Raw genomic sequence first — 17276 nt, 5'->3', positions numbered from 1 at the left:
GGTGTTTGGACGCAACACCCGACCTGGAGGTGAAGGGCCGATGTACCACACCTGGATGCGTTTCTTCACACCCAGCCCGCTGCACCACCGCCTGGGACTGGCCTGCCTCGGAGTCGGCCTGCAGCACGGCGCCCTGCCCGCCGTCGGACCGCGCACCCTGGACCATCACGTGGCCGTCGTCATCAACGCGGGCAGCGGCTGGTTCGGCGGACCGGACGGCCGCAGGCTGCCCGTCACCGGCCCCAGCCTGATCTGGCTCACCCCCGGCACCCCGCACCACTACGGCGCCGACCCGGCCGGCTGGGACGAGAGCTTCGTCGACTTCACCGGCCCCGCCACCACGACCTACACCGAGCTGGGCTACATCGAGCCGGACCGCCCCCTCGTCCCGCTCTCCGACACCTCCGCGCCGCGCGCCGCCATCGGCCGCATCGTGCGCTCCGCACGCCGCGGGAACCCACTGCTGGAGGTGGAGGCGGGCGCCGCCGTCCACGAACTCCTCGTCTCGCTGCGCCGGGCACGCGCCGACGTGGGACCGGACGGCGACCCGGTACTGCAGGCCCTGGCACGGGACGCGTTCCAGCCGTTCTCCGTCGCCGAGCACGCGGCCCGCCATGGCATGACACCCGCCGAGCTGCGCACGGCGGTACGCCGGGGAGCGGGATGCAGCCCCAAGGACTACCTGCTGTCCATCAGGCTGGGCCGCGCCAAGGAACTGCTCGCCGCCACCGACCTGCCGGTCGCGGCGGTCGCCCGGCGTGTCGGCTACGACGACCCGGCCTACTTCTCACGGCTGTTCGCCCGCCGGGTCGGCACGGCACCGGTCCGCTTCCGCGCGCAGCAGGGGCGCAGCGTGCCGGGCGGCTGGAGCGACCGCGTACCGGACCCGGAGGACCCGCCGATGATCCCGCCCCTGTAGGTGCGGCTAGGCTCGTCGACCATGACCACGAGCGACATCGACGAGTCCGTCCGAGCGGAACTGAACCGGCTGCGCGAGAGCATCGACAACATCGATGCCGCAGTCGTCCATATGCTCGCCGAGCGTTTCAAGGCCACCCAGCAGGTGGGCCACCTCAAGGCGGCGCACCAGCTGCCGCCCGCCGACCCGGCCCGCGAGAGCCGTCAGATCGCCCGGCTGCGGCAGCTGGCGGAGAGCGCCAGGCTGGATCCCGCGTTCGCCGAGAAGCTGCTGAACTTCATCGTGGCGGAGGTCATCCGCCACCACGAGCGCATCGCGGAGGAGTCGGCGGGGGAGGCCGCGTCCCCCGGGGCCTGAGACAGGACCCGGGGCACGTCCTCGGGTGGGCACGTCACCAGGCGGGAGTGTCCCGGGAGGGGGTGTCCCGGGAAGGGCCGGACTGCGGCGGGTACGCCGGCCCGGACTGGGACGGGTACGCCGACCCGGGCTCGGCGGGCCGACCCGGGAACTGGGCCGGCCGGGTTCCCCGGGTCCGGTCCGCGGAACGGGGCCCGCCGGCCGGGGTGTCCGACGCGGACCACTCGCCCTCACCGAGGATGAGGAGCGGGTCGAACATCACGACGACACCGGCGAGGATCAGGAACGTCACGGGCCCGATCAGCAGCGGCAGCATGATCGAGTTCGCGGCGTCACCCATGACCGCCTGGGAGTTGTCGATGTTGTGCAGGTGCACGGCGATGCCGCTCATGCCCATGTAGTGCATGCCGGTGACGGCGACGCCCATGACCATGCTGGCACCGAGGCTCGCCAGGAAACCGTGGACCGACACGGCGGCCCAGAGCGCGGCGGTCGCAGCGGCGACGGCGATCAGGACGGAGAGCGTGACGGCCACGGTGTCGTACTCGATCCGGCCGTTGAGCCGTATGCCCGCCATACCGATGTAGTGCATCGCCGCGACACCGAGCCCGGTGATCAGGCCCGCCGATATCAGCGCCGGCCGGGTCGCACCCCGGTACCCCACGATGAAGACACCCACGCCGACCACCACGACCGCGACGACCAGGCTCAGGATCGTCTGCCGGAGGTCGTAGGTGACCGGGGCCTCCGCCACGTCGAAGCCCATCATGGCGACGAAGTGCATCGTCCAGATGCCCGAGCCGATCGAGGCCGCGCCGAGCGCGAGCCAGCCGAGCCTCCAGGCGCTGGTGTTGCGCAGGGAGCGGATGGTGCAGCGCAGCCCCAGCGCGCCGCCCAGGCATGCCATCACGTACGCCACCACGGGGGTCACGGCGCCGTAGTTGAAACCGTCGATCGTGCCTTGCATGAGCAGGCCGCTCCCTGACATGTGGAAGGTGTGAAGGAAGAGTGTGAGATGTGACTTTAAGGTCGCCTTAGTATTTGGCCAAATCTCGATCCAGGAAATTGCCGCAAAATGTATAAAAGTGATCGATTGAGGGGGTGTTGGGGGAGATTTCGGCGGTTCCAGCCTCAAGATCAAGATAAAACGAACGAGGGACTGCGGCATCGCGCCACCGTGAACACCCGCATCGGGCCACCGTGAACACCCGCATCGGGCCACCGTGAACACGCGCACCGGGCCACCGTGAACACCCGCACCGGGCCACCACGAACACCCATGACAACCACCCGCCCCGGCCACCCCCGCCCGTCAGCCCTGCGAGAACCCCACTGCACAGCTCCGGACCCGTACGGCAGCATGGGCGCCATGTCCGTACTGACGCGCAACGAAGCGCAGACCCGCGCCCAGCTCCTCGACGTACACCGGTACACGGTCGACCTCGATCTCACCGCAGGCGAGGAGACCTTCGACTCCAGGACCGTCATCAGGTTCACCGCCCGCACGGCCGGAGACACCTTCGTCGAGATCAAGCCGGAGACCCTGCGCTCGCTCAGTCTCGACGGACACACCCTCGACCCCGGCCTCCTCGACGGGAACCGTTACCCCCTCGACCGCCTCACCGAGGGCCCCCACGAACTCGTCGTCGACGCCTCCCTCCGCTACTCCCGCACCGGCGAAGGCATGCACCGCTTCACCGACCCCGCCGACGGCGAGACATACGTCTACACCCAGCTCTTCATGGACGACGTCCAGCGCGTCTTCGCCGCCTTCGACCAGCCCGACCTCAAGTCCGTCTTCGACATCACCGTCACCGCACCCGAAGGCTGGACCGTCCTCGGTAACGGCATCGCCACCCGCACCGCCCCCGGCCGCTGGACCATCGCCCCCACCCCGCCCATCTCCACCTACCTCGTCGCCGTCGCCGCCGGCCCCTGGCACTCCGTCACCACCCAGCACGCGGGAATCCCCTTCGGCATCCACTGCCGCCGCTCACTGGCACCCCACCTCGACATCGACGCCGACGAGATCCTCACCCTCACCCGCGCCTGCTACGACCGCTACCACGAAAAGTTCGACGAGCCCTACCCCTTCGACTCCTACGACCAGGCATTCGTCCCCGAATTCAACGCCGGCGCCATGGAGAACCCCGGACTCGTCACCTTCCGCGACGAATTCGTCTACCGCTCCGCCGTCACCGACACCGAACGCCAGACCCGTGCCATGGTCATCGCCCACGAGATGGCCCACATGTGGTTCGGCGACCTCGTCACCCTCACCTGGTGGGACGACATCTGGCTCAACGAGTCCTTCGCCGAATACATGGGCTACCAGACCCTCACCGAAGCCACCCGCTTCACCGACACCTGGGTCGACTTCGGCGTCGCCCGCAAGGGCTGGGGCTACGACGCCGACCAACGCCCCTCCACCCACCCCGTCGCCCCCGACCCCGAAGCCGTCCCCGACACCGCCTCCGCCCTGCTCAACTTCGACGGCATCTCCTACGCCAAGGGCGCCTCGGCCCTGCGCCAACTCGTCGCCTGGCTCGGCGAGAAGGACTTCCTCGCCGGAATCAACACCCACTTCGCCCGGCACAGATTCGCCAACGCCACCCTCGCCGACTTCATCGACAACCTCGCCTCCGCCACCGACCGCGACGTCCACGCCTGGGCCGCCACCTGGCTGCGCACCACCGGAATCGACACCCTCACCGCACACACCGAGGACACCGGCCACACCTGGACCCTCGCCGTCGAACACACCGGCAACCGCCCCCACCGCATCGCCGTCGGCACCTACGACCACATGCTCGACACCCAGTCCGGCACCGACCAACTCGTCCTGCGCGACCGCTTCGAACTCGACATCCCCCAGGACGACACCCCCACCACCCTGCCCGGCCGCCGCCCGGCCCTCGTCGTCCTCAACGACAACGACCTCACCTACGCCAAGATCAGGCTCGACCCCGCATCCTGGACCACCACCCTCGACCACCTCTCCGGCATCCCCGACGCCCTCACCCGCGCCCTCCTGTGGAACACCGCCCGAGACATGGTCCGCGACGGTGAACTCCACCCCACGGCCTACCTCACCGCCGCCCGCACCCACCTCCCGCACGAGACCGACCTCGCCCTCGTCCACGGCGTCCTCGGCTTCGCCGCCACCCACATCACCGACCGCTACCTCACCCCCCACGACCGCCCCGCAGCCCTCACCACCCTCACCTCACTCTGCCGCGACCTGCTCCGCCGCACCGAAGGCCTCACCGCCAAGGACTGGGAACAGCGCGCCGGCAGCACCGGCCCCGGCAACCCCGCACCCGGCCTCCGCCTCACCGCCGTACGCCACTTCATCGACGCGGCCACCCAGCCCGACGCCATCCAGGACTGGCTGAACGACGGCACCGTCCCCGGCGGACCCGAACTCGACCCCGAACTCCGCTGGCGCATCCTCACCCGCCTCGCCGTCCTCGGCGCCACCGACGAGCCAGCCATCGCCGACGAACTCGCCAAGGACCCCAGCGCCACCGGACAGGAAGGCGCCGCCCGCTGCCGCGCCGCCCTCCCCACCCCCGAAGCGAAGGCCACCGCCTGGCACGCCATGTTCACCGACGACACCCTCTCCAACTACCTCTTCACCGCCACCGCCCAAGGCTTCTGGCAACCCGAACAGGACGACCTCCTCCACGACTACGTCGCCCGCTACTACCCCGAAGCCACCGCCCTCGCCGTACGCCGCGGCCCCGCCATCGCCGAAGCCGCCGGCCGCCACGCCTTCCCCGCCTACGCCATCGACCCCCACAGCCTCCGCCTCGGCACCGACGCCCTCGACGACCAGGCACTCATCCCCGCCCTGCGACGCAAACTCACCGACCAGCTCGACGACCTGCGCCGCGCCCTCGCCGTACGCAACGCCCACTGACCCACCCACACCGCACCCCGACGGCGCGACACCCACCCACGACCCGCACCGCGCCGTCCACCTGCGCCACACCCACCCGGCGCACGACCTCGGCACACGCACCACCCACCGTGCCCGGCCCCACCCACACCCAGGGGCCGGGCACAGCCATGCGAGCAGCGCACACCTATACCAGGCACACCCCCGCCACCCCGCCGACACCAGGCAGCAGTACCCCTTTCGGGTTCAGATCGTTGGGCTCTTCGGCCGCTCCCCCCGAATCCCGGACAAGCTGGCACGCCCGCCCCCGCGCACCCGAAGGACCACCAGACCCATGCCCACCCCACCCCTGGCCGGAGGCACCGCAGGCCCCACCCACCTGCGCCCCCTCCTCGACACCGTCCTCACCGCACTCCACGACGGCGCCGCCCGCCGCAACGGCCCCCTCCCCCCAGGCGGCCCCGACACCGTCACCCACCACACCGACCACACCACCGGCCCCCTCATCCCCGACCACGGCACCGGCGCCCACCACGCCCTGCGCACCCTCGTCACCGCACTCACCGAAGGCGCCGCAGACCCCGCACACCCCCACTGCGCCGCCCACCTCCACACCCCACCCCTCGCCGTCGCCGCAGCAGCCGACCTCGCCGCATCAGCACTCAACCCCTCCATGGACTCCTGGGACCAGGCCCCCGCCGCCTCCGCCCTCGAAGCCACCCTCACCCGCACACTCGCCGCCGAGATCTACCCCCACACCACCCACCCCGACGCCCTCGTCACCACCGGCGGCACCGAAGCCAACCAACTCGCCCTCCTCCTCGCCCGCGAACGCCACGGCCCCATCCAGACCATCTGCGCCGCCAACGCCCACCACAGCATCGCCCGCGCCACCTGGCTCCTCGGCCTCCCCACCCCCCTCGTCATCCCCGCCCCCACCGGCACCATGGACCTCCCGGCCCTCGAAGCCACCCTCACCCGACACCAAGGCCCCCTCCTCGTCGCAGCCACCGCCGGCACCACCGACACCGGCCACATCGACCCCCTCCACGCCATCGCCGACCTCACCGAAGCCCACGGCGCCGAACTCCACATCGACGCCGCCTACGGCGGCCCACTCCTCTTCAGCCCCACCCACCGCCACCTCGTCCACGGCCTCCACCGCGCCCACAGCGTCACCCTCGACCTGCACAAACTCGGCTGGCAACCCGCATCCGCCGGCATCCTCGCCGTCCCCCACCACCACGACCTCGACGCACTCCACCACCAAGCCCCCTACCTCAACGCAGGCGACGACACCGACGCAGGCCTCCCCGACCTCCTCGGCCGCTCCCTGCGCACCACCCGGCGCCCCGACGCCCTCAAGATCGCCGCCACCCTCCAAGCACTCGGCCGCGACGGACTGGCCGACCTCATCGACCGCACCCTCGCCGCCGCCCACCACCTCGCCGACATCATCACCACAACCCCCCACCTCGACCTCTACGCCCGCCCCACCATCAGCACCGTCCTCTTCCGCCCCACCGACACCGACGACACCACCGTCGCCACCATCCGCCGCACCCTCCTCACCCAAGGCCACGCCGTACTCGGCCGCGCCCACGCCGACAACCGCCTCTGGCTCAAAGCCACCCTGCTCAACCCCCACACCACCCCCGAAGACCTCCGCCGACTCACCACCCTCGTCACCCACGCCCTCACCGGCCTCACAGAAGGCAGCACCCCCCGATGACCGACCAGCCCGCGGCCACCCCCGACCGGCCGCACGACCTCATCGGCATCGGCATCGGCCCCTTCAACCTCTCCCTCGCCGCACTCGCCCACGGCATCCCCACCGCCCCCGACAACCCCCACCCCCTCGCCGTCACCTTCTACGAACAGAACCCCGCCTTCCACTGGCACCCCGGACTCCTCATCGACGGCGCCACCCTCCAAGTCCCCTTCCTCGCCGACCTCGTCACCCTCGCCGACCCCACCAGCCCCTGGACCTTCCTCAACCACCTCCGCACCCAGGACCGCCTCTACCCCTTCTACTTCGCCGAGCGCTTCCACATCGAACGCACCGAATACGACGCCTACTGCCGCTGGGTCAGCCGACACCTCCCCGGCCTCCACTTCGGCCACCAGGTCGACACCATCCGCTGGAACACCGACCGCGCACTCTTCGAAGTCGACTTCACCCAACTCGACCCCCAGGGCGAAGCCGAAGCGCTCGGCCGCGCCTTCACCCGCCACATCGCCCTCGGCGTAGGCACCGAACCCTTCATCCCCGAACCCCTACGCCCCCTCACCGACGCCGCGACCCTCCCCGTCATCCACTCCGCCGACTACCTCCACCACCGCCAGGAACTCCTGGACGCCGAACACGTCACCGTCATCGGATCCGGCCAGTCCGGCGCCGAGATCTTCCTCGACCTCCTCCGCGCCCGCCCCCACGGCACCGAGAAGATCCACTGGCTCGCCCGCACCCCGGCCTTCGCCCCCATGGAGTACTCCAAACTCGGCCTCGAACACTTCACCCCCGACTACACCCGCTACTTCCACGCACTCCCCGAAGACGTACGCGACACCCTCGTCCCCAGCCAGTGGCAACTCCACAAAGGCATCGACACCGACACCATCGCCGCCATCCACGACGAGCTCTATCGACGCACCCTCCACGGCGGCTGGCCCGACGCCACCCTCACCCCCGGCGTCACCGTCCGCACCGCAGGCCGCATCTCAGGCACCCGCATCGAACTCCACCTCGAACACACCCAGCAGGCCACCCGCACCCGCCTCACCACCGACGCCGTCGTCCTCGCCACCGGCTACCGCGAACGCCCCCTCGACACCCTCCTCGACGGCATCGCCCCCCACATCCGCCGGGACACCTCCCACCGCCCCCGCGTCGACGAAGCGTTCCGGCTCGACCTCGACCCCGCCGTCACCGGCCACATCTACGTACAGAACGCCGAACGCCACACCCACGGAGTCGGCGCCCCCGACCTCGGCCTCGCCGCCTGGCGCAGCGCCACCATCCTCAACGACCTCACCGGCACCACCCCCTACCCCCTCCCACAACGCACCGCGTTCACCACCTTCGGCCTCACCCCCCAACCCGCCCCCCGCATCCCCGGCCAAGGCACCACACACACCACCCCCCTCCACCACCACTGAACCCGCCCACCCACGACAAAGAAGGGGCGGCCCGCACCCGCGGACCACCCCAAACGGCAACGGCGGGACCACCCGGAACATCACGGGCGGCCCCACCGGCCGGCACAACACTCGGAACGCCCGTAGCACCCAGAGCACCCCGAGCACCCCAACCACTCAGAACACCGGCAGACCCTCACGCGTCAGCCGCCAGTCCACCGAAGCGAACTCCGCCGGATCCACCGAACCCTTCGCCCGCACCCAACCGATGATCGTGTTCCGGATCTCGTCCGAATTCGCCCACAACTGCTTCGCACCCGGCACGTGCGGGAAGTTACCCCCACCACTCGCCCGGTAGTTGTTCACCGCGAACACGAACTCCGCAGCCGGATCCACCGGCTTCCCCTCGAACGACAACCCCACGATCCGCGAACCCGCCGGCTGTGCGATATCGATGTCGTACGACACACCCGACACCACGTCATAGTTGTAGTCCGGAATACCATCCGAATTCGTCAACTTCGACGTATCCACCGGCACACCCGAAGCCGTCCGCACATAATACTGTGCCGAATACTCCAGATAATCCTTCAGCTGCGCACCCGTCAGCAACCGCGCCTCAAGCGTGTTCTCGAACGGATACAGCCCCGCAGCATCCTTGATCGTCACCTCACCGGCCGGAATCGCCGCCGTACGCGAGAAACACGCCGCCTGCGACAGCACCGGCAACGCCGCGTACTCCCCACCGGCCAGCGCCTCCTTCACCGTGTCCGCCTGCACCAGGTTGATCAGATCGATGACCGGCTCGTCCTTCCACGGCGCATCCACCGTCGACATCGCCACCACCGACGTACCGATCACCTGATTCACATACGCCACCACCTTCGTGTGCTCGTCCCCGAGCATCGAGGTGATCCGCGGATCCTCCTCCACCGCGTTCGAATTCAGCACCTCCGCGCCGACCTTCTCCACGACCCAGCGACCCTTCTCCCACACCAGATCGAAGTCGAACAACGTCAACCGCTGCCCCCACTTCAACGGCTCCGAAAGAACGACCTGCTTACCCGTCTCCTTGTTCGTCACGAAGTACTCGGGAATCTCCGAATGTGCGTGACCCACCAGAATCGCATCGATACCCGGCACCTGCTCCGCCACCAGACCCGCCGCGTTCTCCACGTACGGCAACTGATCCCCGTACGAAGACGTACCCGACGAACCCGAATGCGCCGAAACGATGACCACATCCGCACCCATCGAACGAAGCTTCGGCACCCACTTCGCCGCCTGCTCCTCAAGACCCGGGAACACCATCTTCCCGCCCACGTTCGCCTTGTCCCAGATCGCGATACCCGGATTCGTCAACCCCAGCACAGCCACCCGCACATCACGGCCGTGCGGCGTACGCATCCGCTTGATCACATACGGGGCGAACGCCGGCCGCAACGTCTTGGCGTCCAGAGCGTTCGCACCCAGCAGCGGGAAATCGCACTGCTCCTCGAACTTACGCAGCACCGGAATGCCGTAATTGAACTCATGGTTGCCGAGCGCCGCGGCGTCGTACCCGATCCGGTTCATCGCCTGCGCCATCGGATGCACCGGACCACGCTTCGCCGTGATCGGATCGATCTTCGCGTAGTAGTACGACAACTGCGTGCCCTGAATCGTGTCACCCGCGTCGATCAGCAGCGTGTTCTGCCGCCCGCGCTCCTCACGGATCTGCTCCACCAGCGTCGAGATCTTCGCCAGGCCCACATCGTTGTGCGCCTTGTCGTCGAACTCCCTGTCCGTGAAGTAGTCCCAGTTGAAGACGTTGCCGTGCAGGTCCGTCGTCCCCATCACGGTGAACGAGTACCGCTTCGCCGGACGCCCGTGCCCGTGCCCCTTCGCCTCCGCGGCCCCGGCAGGCCCGGCGACAGCCCCGCCCGCCAGCGCCACACCCGCACCGGCGGCGGCCGACCGGCCCAGAAACGTCCTACGGTTCAACGGCATTCTTGACTCCTCGTCCAGACGAACAACGCGCGTAGATTCTGGCTCAGCCACCACACCCCGCAACACCCCACGCAGGTTTCGATCTGATGACCACCAGCACACGCCACCCCCGACGGCGGACGCCCGGGAGGGCCGGTCGCGGCACCCGGACCCACCCGGCAGTGACACCCGGAATGCTCATCGGAGCGCGCCGCCGCACAATTCAACACTTGTCAATAAGCCTTCACCCAAAGGTTGTTGGGCAGTCATGCAGGGCCAAATACCTACCCGTAGGTAAGGTCTAGGCTCGAATCATGCGCCGAGCGAAAATCGTTTGTACCCTGGGACCCGCAACCGACACATACGAGCAGATCAAGGCACTGGTCGAAGCGGGAATGGACATTGCCCGCCTCAACCTCAGCCACGGCACCTATGCCGAACACGAAGAGCGATACCACCGTGTACGCAAAGCATCCGAAGAGGCCGGACGCAGCGTAGGAATCCTCGCCGACCTTCAAGGCCCGAAGATCCGCCTCGGACGCTTCGCCGAAGGCCCCGTACTCCTTGAACGCGGCGACGACTTCACCATCACCGTCGAACCCATGGAAGGCGACCGCCACACCTGCGGCACCACCTACGACGGCCTCGCCGCCGACGTCACCGCCGGTGAACGCATCCTCATCGACGACGGCCGCGTCACCCTCGAAGTCACCGACGTCGACGGACCCCGCGTCCACACCACCGTCATCGAAGGCGGCATGGTCTCCGACCACAAGGGACTCAACCTCCCCGGCGTCGCCGTCTCCGTCCCCGCACTCTCCGAGAAGGACATCGACGACCTCCGCTGGGCCCTGCGCACCGGGGCGGACGTCATCGCCCTGTCCTTCGTACGCTCGGGACGGGACATCGACGACGTCCACCGCATCATGGACGAAGAGGACCGCCGGCTCCCCGTCATCGCCAAGGTCGAGAAGCCCCAGGCCGTCGAGAACATCGACGACATCGTCGCCGCCTTCGACGGCATCATGGTCGCCCGCGGCGACCTGGGCGTCGAAATGCCCCTGGAACAGGTCCCGATCGTCCAGAAGCGCGCCATCAAGCTCGCCAAGCGCAACGCCAAGCCGGTCATCGTCGCCACGCAGATGCTCGATTCGATGATCGACAACTCCCGGCCCACCCGTGCCGAGGCCTCCGACGTCGCCAACGCCGTCATCGACGGCACGGACGCGGTGATGCTGTCCGGCGAGACCAGCGTCGGCAAGTACCCCGTCGAGACGGTCCGCACGATGGCCCGCATCGTCGAGGCGGCCGAGGAGGACATCCTCGCCAAGGGCCTCCCGCCCCTCACCGACCGGAACAAGCCCCGCACCCAGGGCGGCGCGGTCGCCCGCGCGGCAGCCGAGATGGGCGACTTCCTCGGCGCGAAGTTCCTGGTGGCCTTCACCCAGAGCGGCGACACGGTCAAGCGGCTCTCCCGCTACCGCTCCCCGATCCCGCTCCTGGCCTTCACCCCGGACCCGGCCACCCGCGCGCAGCTGAACCTGACATGGGGCGTGGAGACGTTCCTCGGGCCGCACGGGGACTCGACGGACACGATGGTGGCGCAGGTGGACGAGGAACTGCTGCGGATCGGCCGCTGTAAGAAGGGGGACGTGGTGGTCATCACGGCGGGCTCACCGCCGGGAGTGGCCGGCTCCACGAATCTGGTGCGGGTGCACCACATCGGTGAGGACGACGGCCCGAAGTGACGGTCGTCAGTACTTCGGCCCGACGTGAGCGTCCATGAGCGCTACGGACGCCCGTCGGGCTACGGAGAGGTTCTTCCCCGCTGGTGTGCTTCCATTCGACCCCAACCTGGTCGAGCGTGCTGGTGAAGAGGCCCAGGATGTCTGCCGACAGGTTGGTGAAGAAGTACCGGGGGTACTCGTAGCGTTTCCGCTCACCACGGACGAGGCGGGTGGTCCAGTTGATGATCCGGCAGCCGTCGGAGTGGATGAGACCGCGGATGAAGTCCCACGGGTGGGCATCCACGATGTTCCGTTGCCAGGATTCCAGGACGATCTCGCGGTTGTGCTTCTTTCCGGGGCTGTGCTGAGGGAAAAGGCATGGCCAGTGCTTGCTCCAGCACGTGACGTACTGACAGCCCGGACTCGCTACCCGGCAAACCTTGTGTGACGGCCGCACCTTCAGTACGGCTGCGACGCAGGCGTCGATGAGGCCCGGCCATGCGTCGGCGCATGCGATTCGGAGAGAGTACACACCCCGTCGGTTGACGCTGATGCAGCCATCTCCGAGGTACAGGCCGAGTAAGTAGCTGTAAGCGACGGGATCTCGGGGTGCCACGGGTGTATCACTGCATCTGGGGCAAGGGGTGGAGCGGTCAAGAGGATCTATCCGGACAAGCCATGAGCGGATCGCGGCACGGGAGATGCCGGTCTGCTTACTTACGGAGTTCTGGCTGAAGCCCTGGTCGAGGAGGGCCAGCGCGCGTTTGCGCGTTTCGAGGTCGTACACACTTCCGAGCCTGGTCGGATTGTGGTGTGCAGAGGTGGAAACGGTGCTGCAGTCACACGATCACGTGAATGCGTGCCGTTTCCTTGCGACCTTCGAATCGAAGGAAAAGTGCCCCAGGTGGGATTCGAACCCACACTGTCGGCTGTTTGAGAGCCGCCTCTCTAACCAGTTGGAGTACTGGGGCCTTAGAAAGGAAGGGCCACGAGTGCCCCGCGTAGTGACACCATACCGCAGCTAGGTAGGCTCAAGGCAGCTGCATCTGCCCCGTAACGAGGAGCCCCGTGACCACCCCCGAGTCGCCCCAGCCCGTAGACGACGCCGACGACGACAAGTCGCACGTCCCGCCGCTGACGACCCGCGTCGTCATCGCCGAGGACGAGGCGCTCATCCGCCTCGACCTCAAAGAGATGCTGGAGGAGGAGGGCTACGCGGTCGTCGGCGAGGCCGGGGACGGGCAGCAGGCCGTCGAGCTGGCGCGGGAGCACCGGCCCGACCTGGTCATCCTCGATGTGAAGATGCCGGTCCTCGACGGCATCTCCGCGGCCGAGAAGATCGCCGAGGAGTCCATCGCCCCCGTCCTGATGCTCACCGCCTTCTCGCAGCGCGACCTCGTCGAGCGGGCCCGGGACGCCGGGGCGATGGCGTATCTCGTGAAGCCGTTCAGCAAGAGCGACGTGGTGCCGGCCATCGAGATGGCCGTGTCCCGCTTCGCGGAGCTGAAGGCGCTGGAGAACGAGATCGCCGACCTGTCCCAGCGGCTGGAGACCCGGAAGCTGGTGGACCGGGCGAAGAGCATTCTGCAGACGGACTACGGGCTCTCCGAGCCTGCCGCGTTCCGCTGGATCCAGAAGACGTCGATGGACCGCCGTCTGTCGATGCAGCAGCTCGCCGAGGCGCTGATCCAGGACGCCGAGGAGAAGAAGAAGGCGGCCGAGTAGCGCCGTACGGACATACGCAAGGAGGCCCGCCCCCGAACGACCGGGGGCGGGCCTCCTTGCGTATGTGCGGGAAGGGTCAGTCCTCGCCGAGGTAGGCCTTGCGGACCGACTCGTCGTGGAGGAGATCCGCGCCGGTGCCGGAGAGGACGACCTTGCCGACCTCCATGACGTGGCCCTGGTCCGCGAGGGAGAGGGCGGCCTGCGCGTTCTGCTCGACGAGCAGGATCGTGGTGCCCGCCGCCTTGAGCTGGACGATGGTCTCCATGATCTTCTGCATCATGATCGGGGAGAGGCCCATGGAGGGCTCGTCGAGCATGAGCAGCTTGGGCTGGGACATGAGGGCGCGTCCCATGGCGAGCATCTGCTGTTCGCCGCCGGAGAGGGTTCCCGCGGCCTGCTTCCGGCGTTCCCCGAGAATGGGGAAGAGGTCGTAGGCGCGCTGGATGTCCTTCTCGATGCCTGCCTTGTCGGTGCGGAGGAAGGCGCCGAGCTGGAGGTTCTCCGCGATGGTGAGGCGGGGGAAGATGTGGCGTCCCTCGGGGGAGTGGGCGAGGCCCAGTGCCACGATCTTGTGGGCGGGGATGCCGCTGAGGGGCTTCCCGTCGAAGAGGATCCGGCCGCCGGAGGGCTTGAGGAGTCCGGAGAGGGTGCGCAGGGTGGTGGTCTTGCCCGCACCGTTGGTGCCGATGAGGGTGACGACCTGGCCGGCTTCGACGCTGAAGGAGATTCCCTTGACGGCTTCGATCTTGCCGTAGGCGACCCTGAGGTCCTCGACCTCGAGCAGTGCGGTCACTGGCCTTCCCCTTCTGTGCTGGTGGTGCGCTTGGCCTCGTCCGTCTTCGGCGTTTCGGCCTCGGCGGTGTCCGCGGCCCCGGGCTCCGCCGCCGCTTCCGTCTTCCCGGCCTCGGTGCCGGCCTCCGGTGCGGCCTCGGCCTCGGGCGCGGTGTCGGCTTCGGGGGCCGGTTCCGGCTCGGGTGCCTCGGCGGGTGCGGGGGCGTCCTTCTTCTCGGGGGTGTCCCCTTCGAAGGGTGTGCCGAGGTAGGCGGCGATGACGCGTTCGTCGCCCTGGACGACGGCGGGTGTGCCTTCGACGAGTTTCTCGCCCTGGACGAGGCAGGCGACGCGGTCGCAGAGGTTGAAGATGAAGCGCATGTCGTGCTCGATGACGAGTACGGCGATGCCCATGTCCCGGATGGCGAAGATGAGTTCTTCGGTGACGCGGGTTTCCTGCGGGTTCATGCCGGCGGTGGGCTCGTCCAGGAGGAGGAGGCCGGGGTCGCTGGCGAGGGCGCGCGCGATCTCCAGCTTGCGCTGGTCTCCGTAGGGGAGGTTGCGTGCGAGGTGGTCGGCCTTGTCCTGCAGGCCGATGAACTCGAGGAGTTCCATGGCGCGTGCGTGGGAGGCGGCTTCGGCCCTCTTGAACCCGGGGCCGCGCAGGAGCGCGGACCAGAGGCCTTCCTTGGTCCTGGTGTGGCGTCCGACGAGGACGTTCTCCAGGACGGTCATGTTGGCGAAGAGCCGGATGTTCTGGAAGGTGCGGGCGATGCCTGCCTGGGTGACGAGGTGGGGCTTGGGCGGCAGGACGGTGCCCTTGTAGCGGACCTTGCCCTCGGTGGGGACGTAGAGGCCGGTGAGGCAGTTGAAGAAGGTGGTCTTGCCCGCGCCGTTGGGGCCGATGAGGCCGACGATCTCGCCCGCGTTGACCTTGAGGTCGACGTCGCGTACGGCGGTGAGGCCGCCGAAGCGCATGATGACGCCGCTCGCGTCCAGGACCGGCGTGGTGGTTTCGGTGGTGGTCGTCATGTCGTTCACGCCCCCGCCTTCACGGTGCCGACGCCGGATTCGGGCAGGGTGCCCTCGGGTGTGTCGAGTTGGCCGGTCTCGTGGAATTCGAGCTGGGCCCGCCGGTTGGCGATGAGGCCTTCGGGGCGGAAGCGCATCAGCAGGATGAGTGCGAGGCCGAAGCCGAGGAGCTGGTAGTCCTGGAGGAACTGCAGCTTCGCGGGGATCATGTACAGGAGCGTGGCGCCGATCAGGGGTCCGCTGATCGTTCCCATGCCGCCGAGGATGACCGCGGCGAGGAGGAAGGCGGAGTTGGGCGGCACGGGTCCGGCGAAGACGTACATCTCCGGGACGACGGTGCTCTGTACGTGGGCCTGGACGGTGCCGGCGAGTCCGGCGAGGGTGGCGCCGAGTGCGAAGGCGATGAGTTTGACGCGGAAGCCGTTGATGCCCATGGCGGTGGCGGCGGTCTCGTCCTCGCGGATGGCGACCCAGGCGCGGCCGATGCGGGAGCTGCCGGCTCGGCTGAAGACGAGGACCACGAGGATCATCGCGAGCAGCATGAGCAGGTAGTAGTTGGCGTATCCGCCGAGTTCGAAGCCCAGGACGGTGTGGGATTCGCCGAAGTCGTATCCGAAGAAGACGAGGTCGGGGATGTTCGGTACGCCGTTGGGGCCGTTGGTGACGCGGGGTCCGGATACGCCGTCGAGGTTGCCTACGGTGATGCGGAAGATCTCGCCGAAGCCGAGGGTGACGATGGCGAGGTAGTCGCCGCGGAGGCGGAGGGTCGGGGCTCCGATGACGACGCCGAAGATCAGGGAGACGGCGGCTCCGGTGAGGACCGCTGCCCAGAAGGGGAAGTGGACGTCGAAGGCGGATGCCGTGGTGCCTGAGACGAGTGCGGCGGTGTATGCGCCGACGCCGAGGAAGGCGACGTATCCGAGGTCGAGGAGTCCGGCGAGGCCGACGACGATGTTCAGCCCGAGTGCGACGGTCGCGAAGATGAGGATGTTGACCGCGATGAGGGTGTACTGGTCGGTGTTCTGGGTGAAGGGGAATGCTGCTGCGGCGACGAATGCGGCGGCCACGGCGATGGAGCGGTATTTGGTGGTGAGTGCCGAGAGCCGGGCCATGATGCCGGACTTGAAGAGGGCGCCGACGGCGAAGCCGGCGGTGAGCAGGTAGCCGGTGAAGAGTTCGGCGTACTCGGTGTCGATGCCGTAGGTGACGACGAAGAGGCCGACTCCGAAGGCGACGACGATGATGAGGATCTCGGCCCAGGAGGGGAGCTCCTTGGGGCGTGAGGCCTTGCGGGTGTCGTCGGGCAGGAGGAGGGCGACGAGCGGGATGGCGGAGGCCACCGCTGCTACGAAGCCGCCGGGCTCCAGGTTGACGATGCCGCCGAGTTCCACGGTGATGGCGATGACGGTGAACCAGGTGGTACCGAAGGCGCCGAGGGCGAGGAACTGGAGTGCTTTGGCGGTTCCGCTGGGTGCGATCCAGCGGAGGCCGGGGATGTCGAGGGCGGCGAGTGCGTACAGGAGTACGAGGATGCCTGCGACGAGGGTGAGGACCTGGAGGCCGCCGGGGTAGCCGTAGACGGTGAGGTCGCCGGGGAACTCGTCGGTGTAGGTCCAGGACGTGAATGTACTGGCGATGGTCGCGATGCCGCCGAGGGCGGTGAGGCGGCGCAGGCCGGTGGTCCGGGAGCCGGTGGCCGGGGTGGCGGCCGCGGTTTCGATGGTGTCGGTTGTCATGG

General features: G+C 68.5%; 12 protein-coding genes, 1 tRNA gene and 1 pseudogene. 7 read left to right on the top strand and 7 right to left on the bottom strand.

The window, feature by feature from the left end:
* The first annotated feature begins 40 nt into the window (after nucleotides 1–40).
* Nucleotides 41–919: a helix-turn-helix domain-containing protein gene (locus OG524_RS09150; RefSeq protein ID WP_405809769.1), complete on the top strand. Its 879-nt coding sequence runs from the start codon at nucleotides 41–43 to the stop codon at nucleotides 917–919.
* A gap of 21 nt (nucleotides 920–940) precedes the next feature.
* Complete coding sequence (locus OG524_RS09145) at nucleotides 941–1276, top strand: chorismate mutase (RefSeq protein WP_405391443.1); 336 nt, start codon at nucleotides 941–943, stop codon at nucleotides 1274–1276.
* Between the two features lie 34 nt (nucleotides 1277–1310).
* On the opposite strand, the gene OG524_RS09140 is transcribed toward OG524_RS09145, so the two are convergent.
* A complete protein-coding gene (locus OG524_RS09140; protein WP_405809767.1) occupies nucleotides 1311–2243 on the bottom strand; it encodes an MHYT domain-containing protein in 933 nt (310 codons plus the stop codon).
* 402 nt (nucleotides 2244–2645) lie between these two features.
* On the opposite strand from OG524_RS09140, the gene pepN reads away from it, so the two are divergent.
* From pepN to OG524_RS09125, 3 genes are all read left to right on the top strand, one after another.
* Nucleotides 2646–5198 (top strand): aminopeptidase N, encoded by a 2553-nt coding sequence (gene pepN, locus OG524_RS09135; protein WP_405809765.1) that lies wholly within the window; start codon nucleotides 2646–2648, stop codon nucleotides 5196–5198.
* Between the two features lie 313 nt (nucleotides 5199–5511).
* Nucleotides 5512–6909: a pyridoxal phosphate-dependent decarboxylase family protein gene (locus OG524_RS09130; protein WP_405391446.1), complete on the top strand. Its 1398-nt coding sequence runs from the start codon at nucleotides 5512–5514 to the stop codon at nucleotides 6907–6909.
* Nucleotides 6906–8336, top strand: a complete 1431-nt coding sequence (locus OG524_RS09125) for a lysine N(6)-hydroxylase/L-ornithine N(5)-oxygenase family protein (RefSeq protein WP_405391447.1) — start codon at nucleotides 6906–6908, stop codon at nucleotides 8334–8336. The genes OG524_RS09130 and OG524_RS09125 overlap by 4 nt, the downstream gene beginning before the upstream one ends.
* Before the next feature lie 156 nt (nucleotides 8337–8492).
* On the opposite strand, the gene OG524_RS09120 is transcribed toward OG524_RS09125, so the two are convergent.
* Complete coding sequence (locus OG524_RS09120; protein WP_405809762.1) at nucleotides 8493–10304, bottom strand: bifunctional metallophosphatase/5'-nucleotidase; 1812 nt, start codon at nucleotides 10302–10304, stop codon at nucleotides 8493–8495.
* Nucleotides 10305–10597: 293 nt separating this feature from the next.
* Here OG524_RS09120 and pyk point away from each other — a divergent pair, with 293 nt between their 5' ends.
* Nucleotides 10598–12031 carry a pyruvate kinase gene (gene pyk / locus OG524_RS09115; protein WP_405391449.1) on the top strand — a complete coding sequence of 478 codons (1434 nt, stop codon included), beginning with the start codon at nucleotides 10598–10600 and terminating at the stop codon, nucleotides 12029–12031.
* A gap of 6 nt (nucleotides 12032–12037) precedes the next feature.
* Here pyk and OG524_RS09110 read toward each other — a convergent pair.
* Both OG524_RS09110 and OG524_RS09105 read right to left on the bottom strand, forming a co-directional pair.
* Nucleotides 12038–12797: pseudogene (locus tag OG524_RS09110) on the bottom strand (transcriptional regulator).
* Nucleotides 12798–12906: 109 nt separating this feature from the next.
* Nucleotides 12907–12981, bottom strand: a tRNA-Leu gene (locus OG524_RS09105).
* 97 nt (nucleotides 12982–13078) lie between these two features.
* On the opposite strand from OG524_RS09105, the gene OG524_RS09100 reads away from it, so the two are divergent.
* Complete coding sequence (locus tag OG524_RS09100) at nucleotides 13079–13735, top strand: ANTAR domain-containing response regulator (RefSeq protein ID WP_405391451.1); 657 nt, start codon at nucleotides 13079–13081, stop codon at nucleotides 13733–13735.
* A 76-nt stretch (nucleotides 13736–13811) separates the two neighbouring features.
* Here OG524_RS09100 and OG524_RS09095 read toward each other — a convergent pair whose 3' ends face one another.
* The 3 genes from OG524_RS09095 to OG524_RS09085 are packed head-to-tail and all read right to left on the bottom strand — an operon-like array spanning nucleotide 13812 to nucleotide 17274.
* Nucleotides 13812–14528 (bottom strand): ABC transporter ATP-binding protein, encoded by a 717-nt coding sequence (locus OG524_RS09095; protein WP_405391452.1) that lies wholly within the window; start codon nucleotides 14526–14528, stop codon nucleotides 13812–13814.
* Nucleotides 14525–15547 carry an ABC transporter ATP-binding protein gene (locus tag OG524_RS09090; RefSeq protein ID WP_405391453.1) on the bottom strand — a complete coding sequence of 341 codons (1023 nt, stop codon included), beginning with the start codon at nucleotides 15545–15547 and terminating at the stop codon, nucleotides 14525–14527. The genes OG524_RS09095 and OG524_RS09090 overlap by 4 nt, the downstream gene beginning before the upstream one ends.
* A complete protein-coding gene (locus OG524_RS09085) occupies nucleotides 15544–17274 on the bottom strand; it encodes a branched-chain amino acid ABC transporter permease (RefSeq protein ID WP_405391454.1) in 1731 nt (576 codons plus the stop codon). Before OG524_RS09085 ends, OG524_RS09090 begins: the two co-directional genes overlap by 4 nt.
* Nucleotides 17275–17276: the final 2 nt, after the last annotated feature.

The sequence above is a fragment of the Streptomyces sp. NBC_01520 genome (genome assembly GCF_045040375.1).
Taxonomy (GTDB): Bacteria; Actinomycetota; Actinomycetes; order Streptomycetales; family Streptomycetaceae; genus Streptomyces.
The sequence above is the reverse complement of the archived record's forward strand: the minus strand, read 5'-3'. Positions and strand labels throughout refer to the sequence as shown.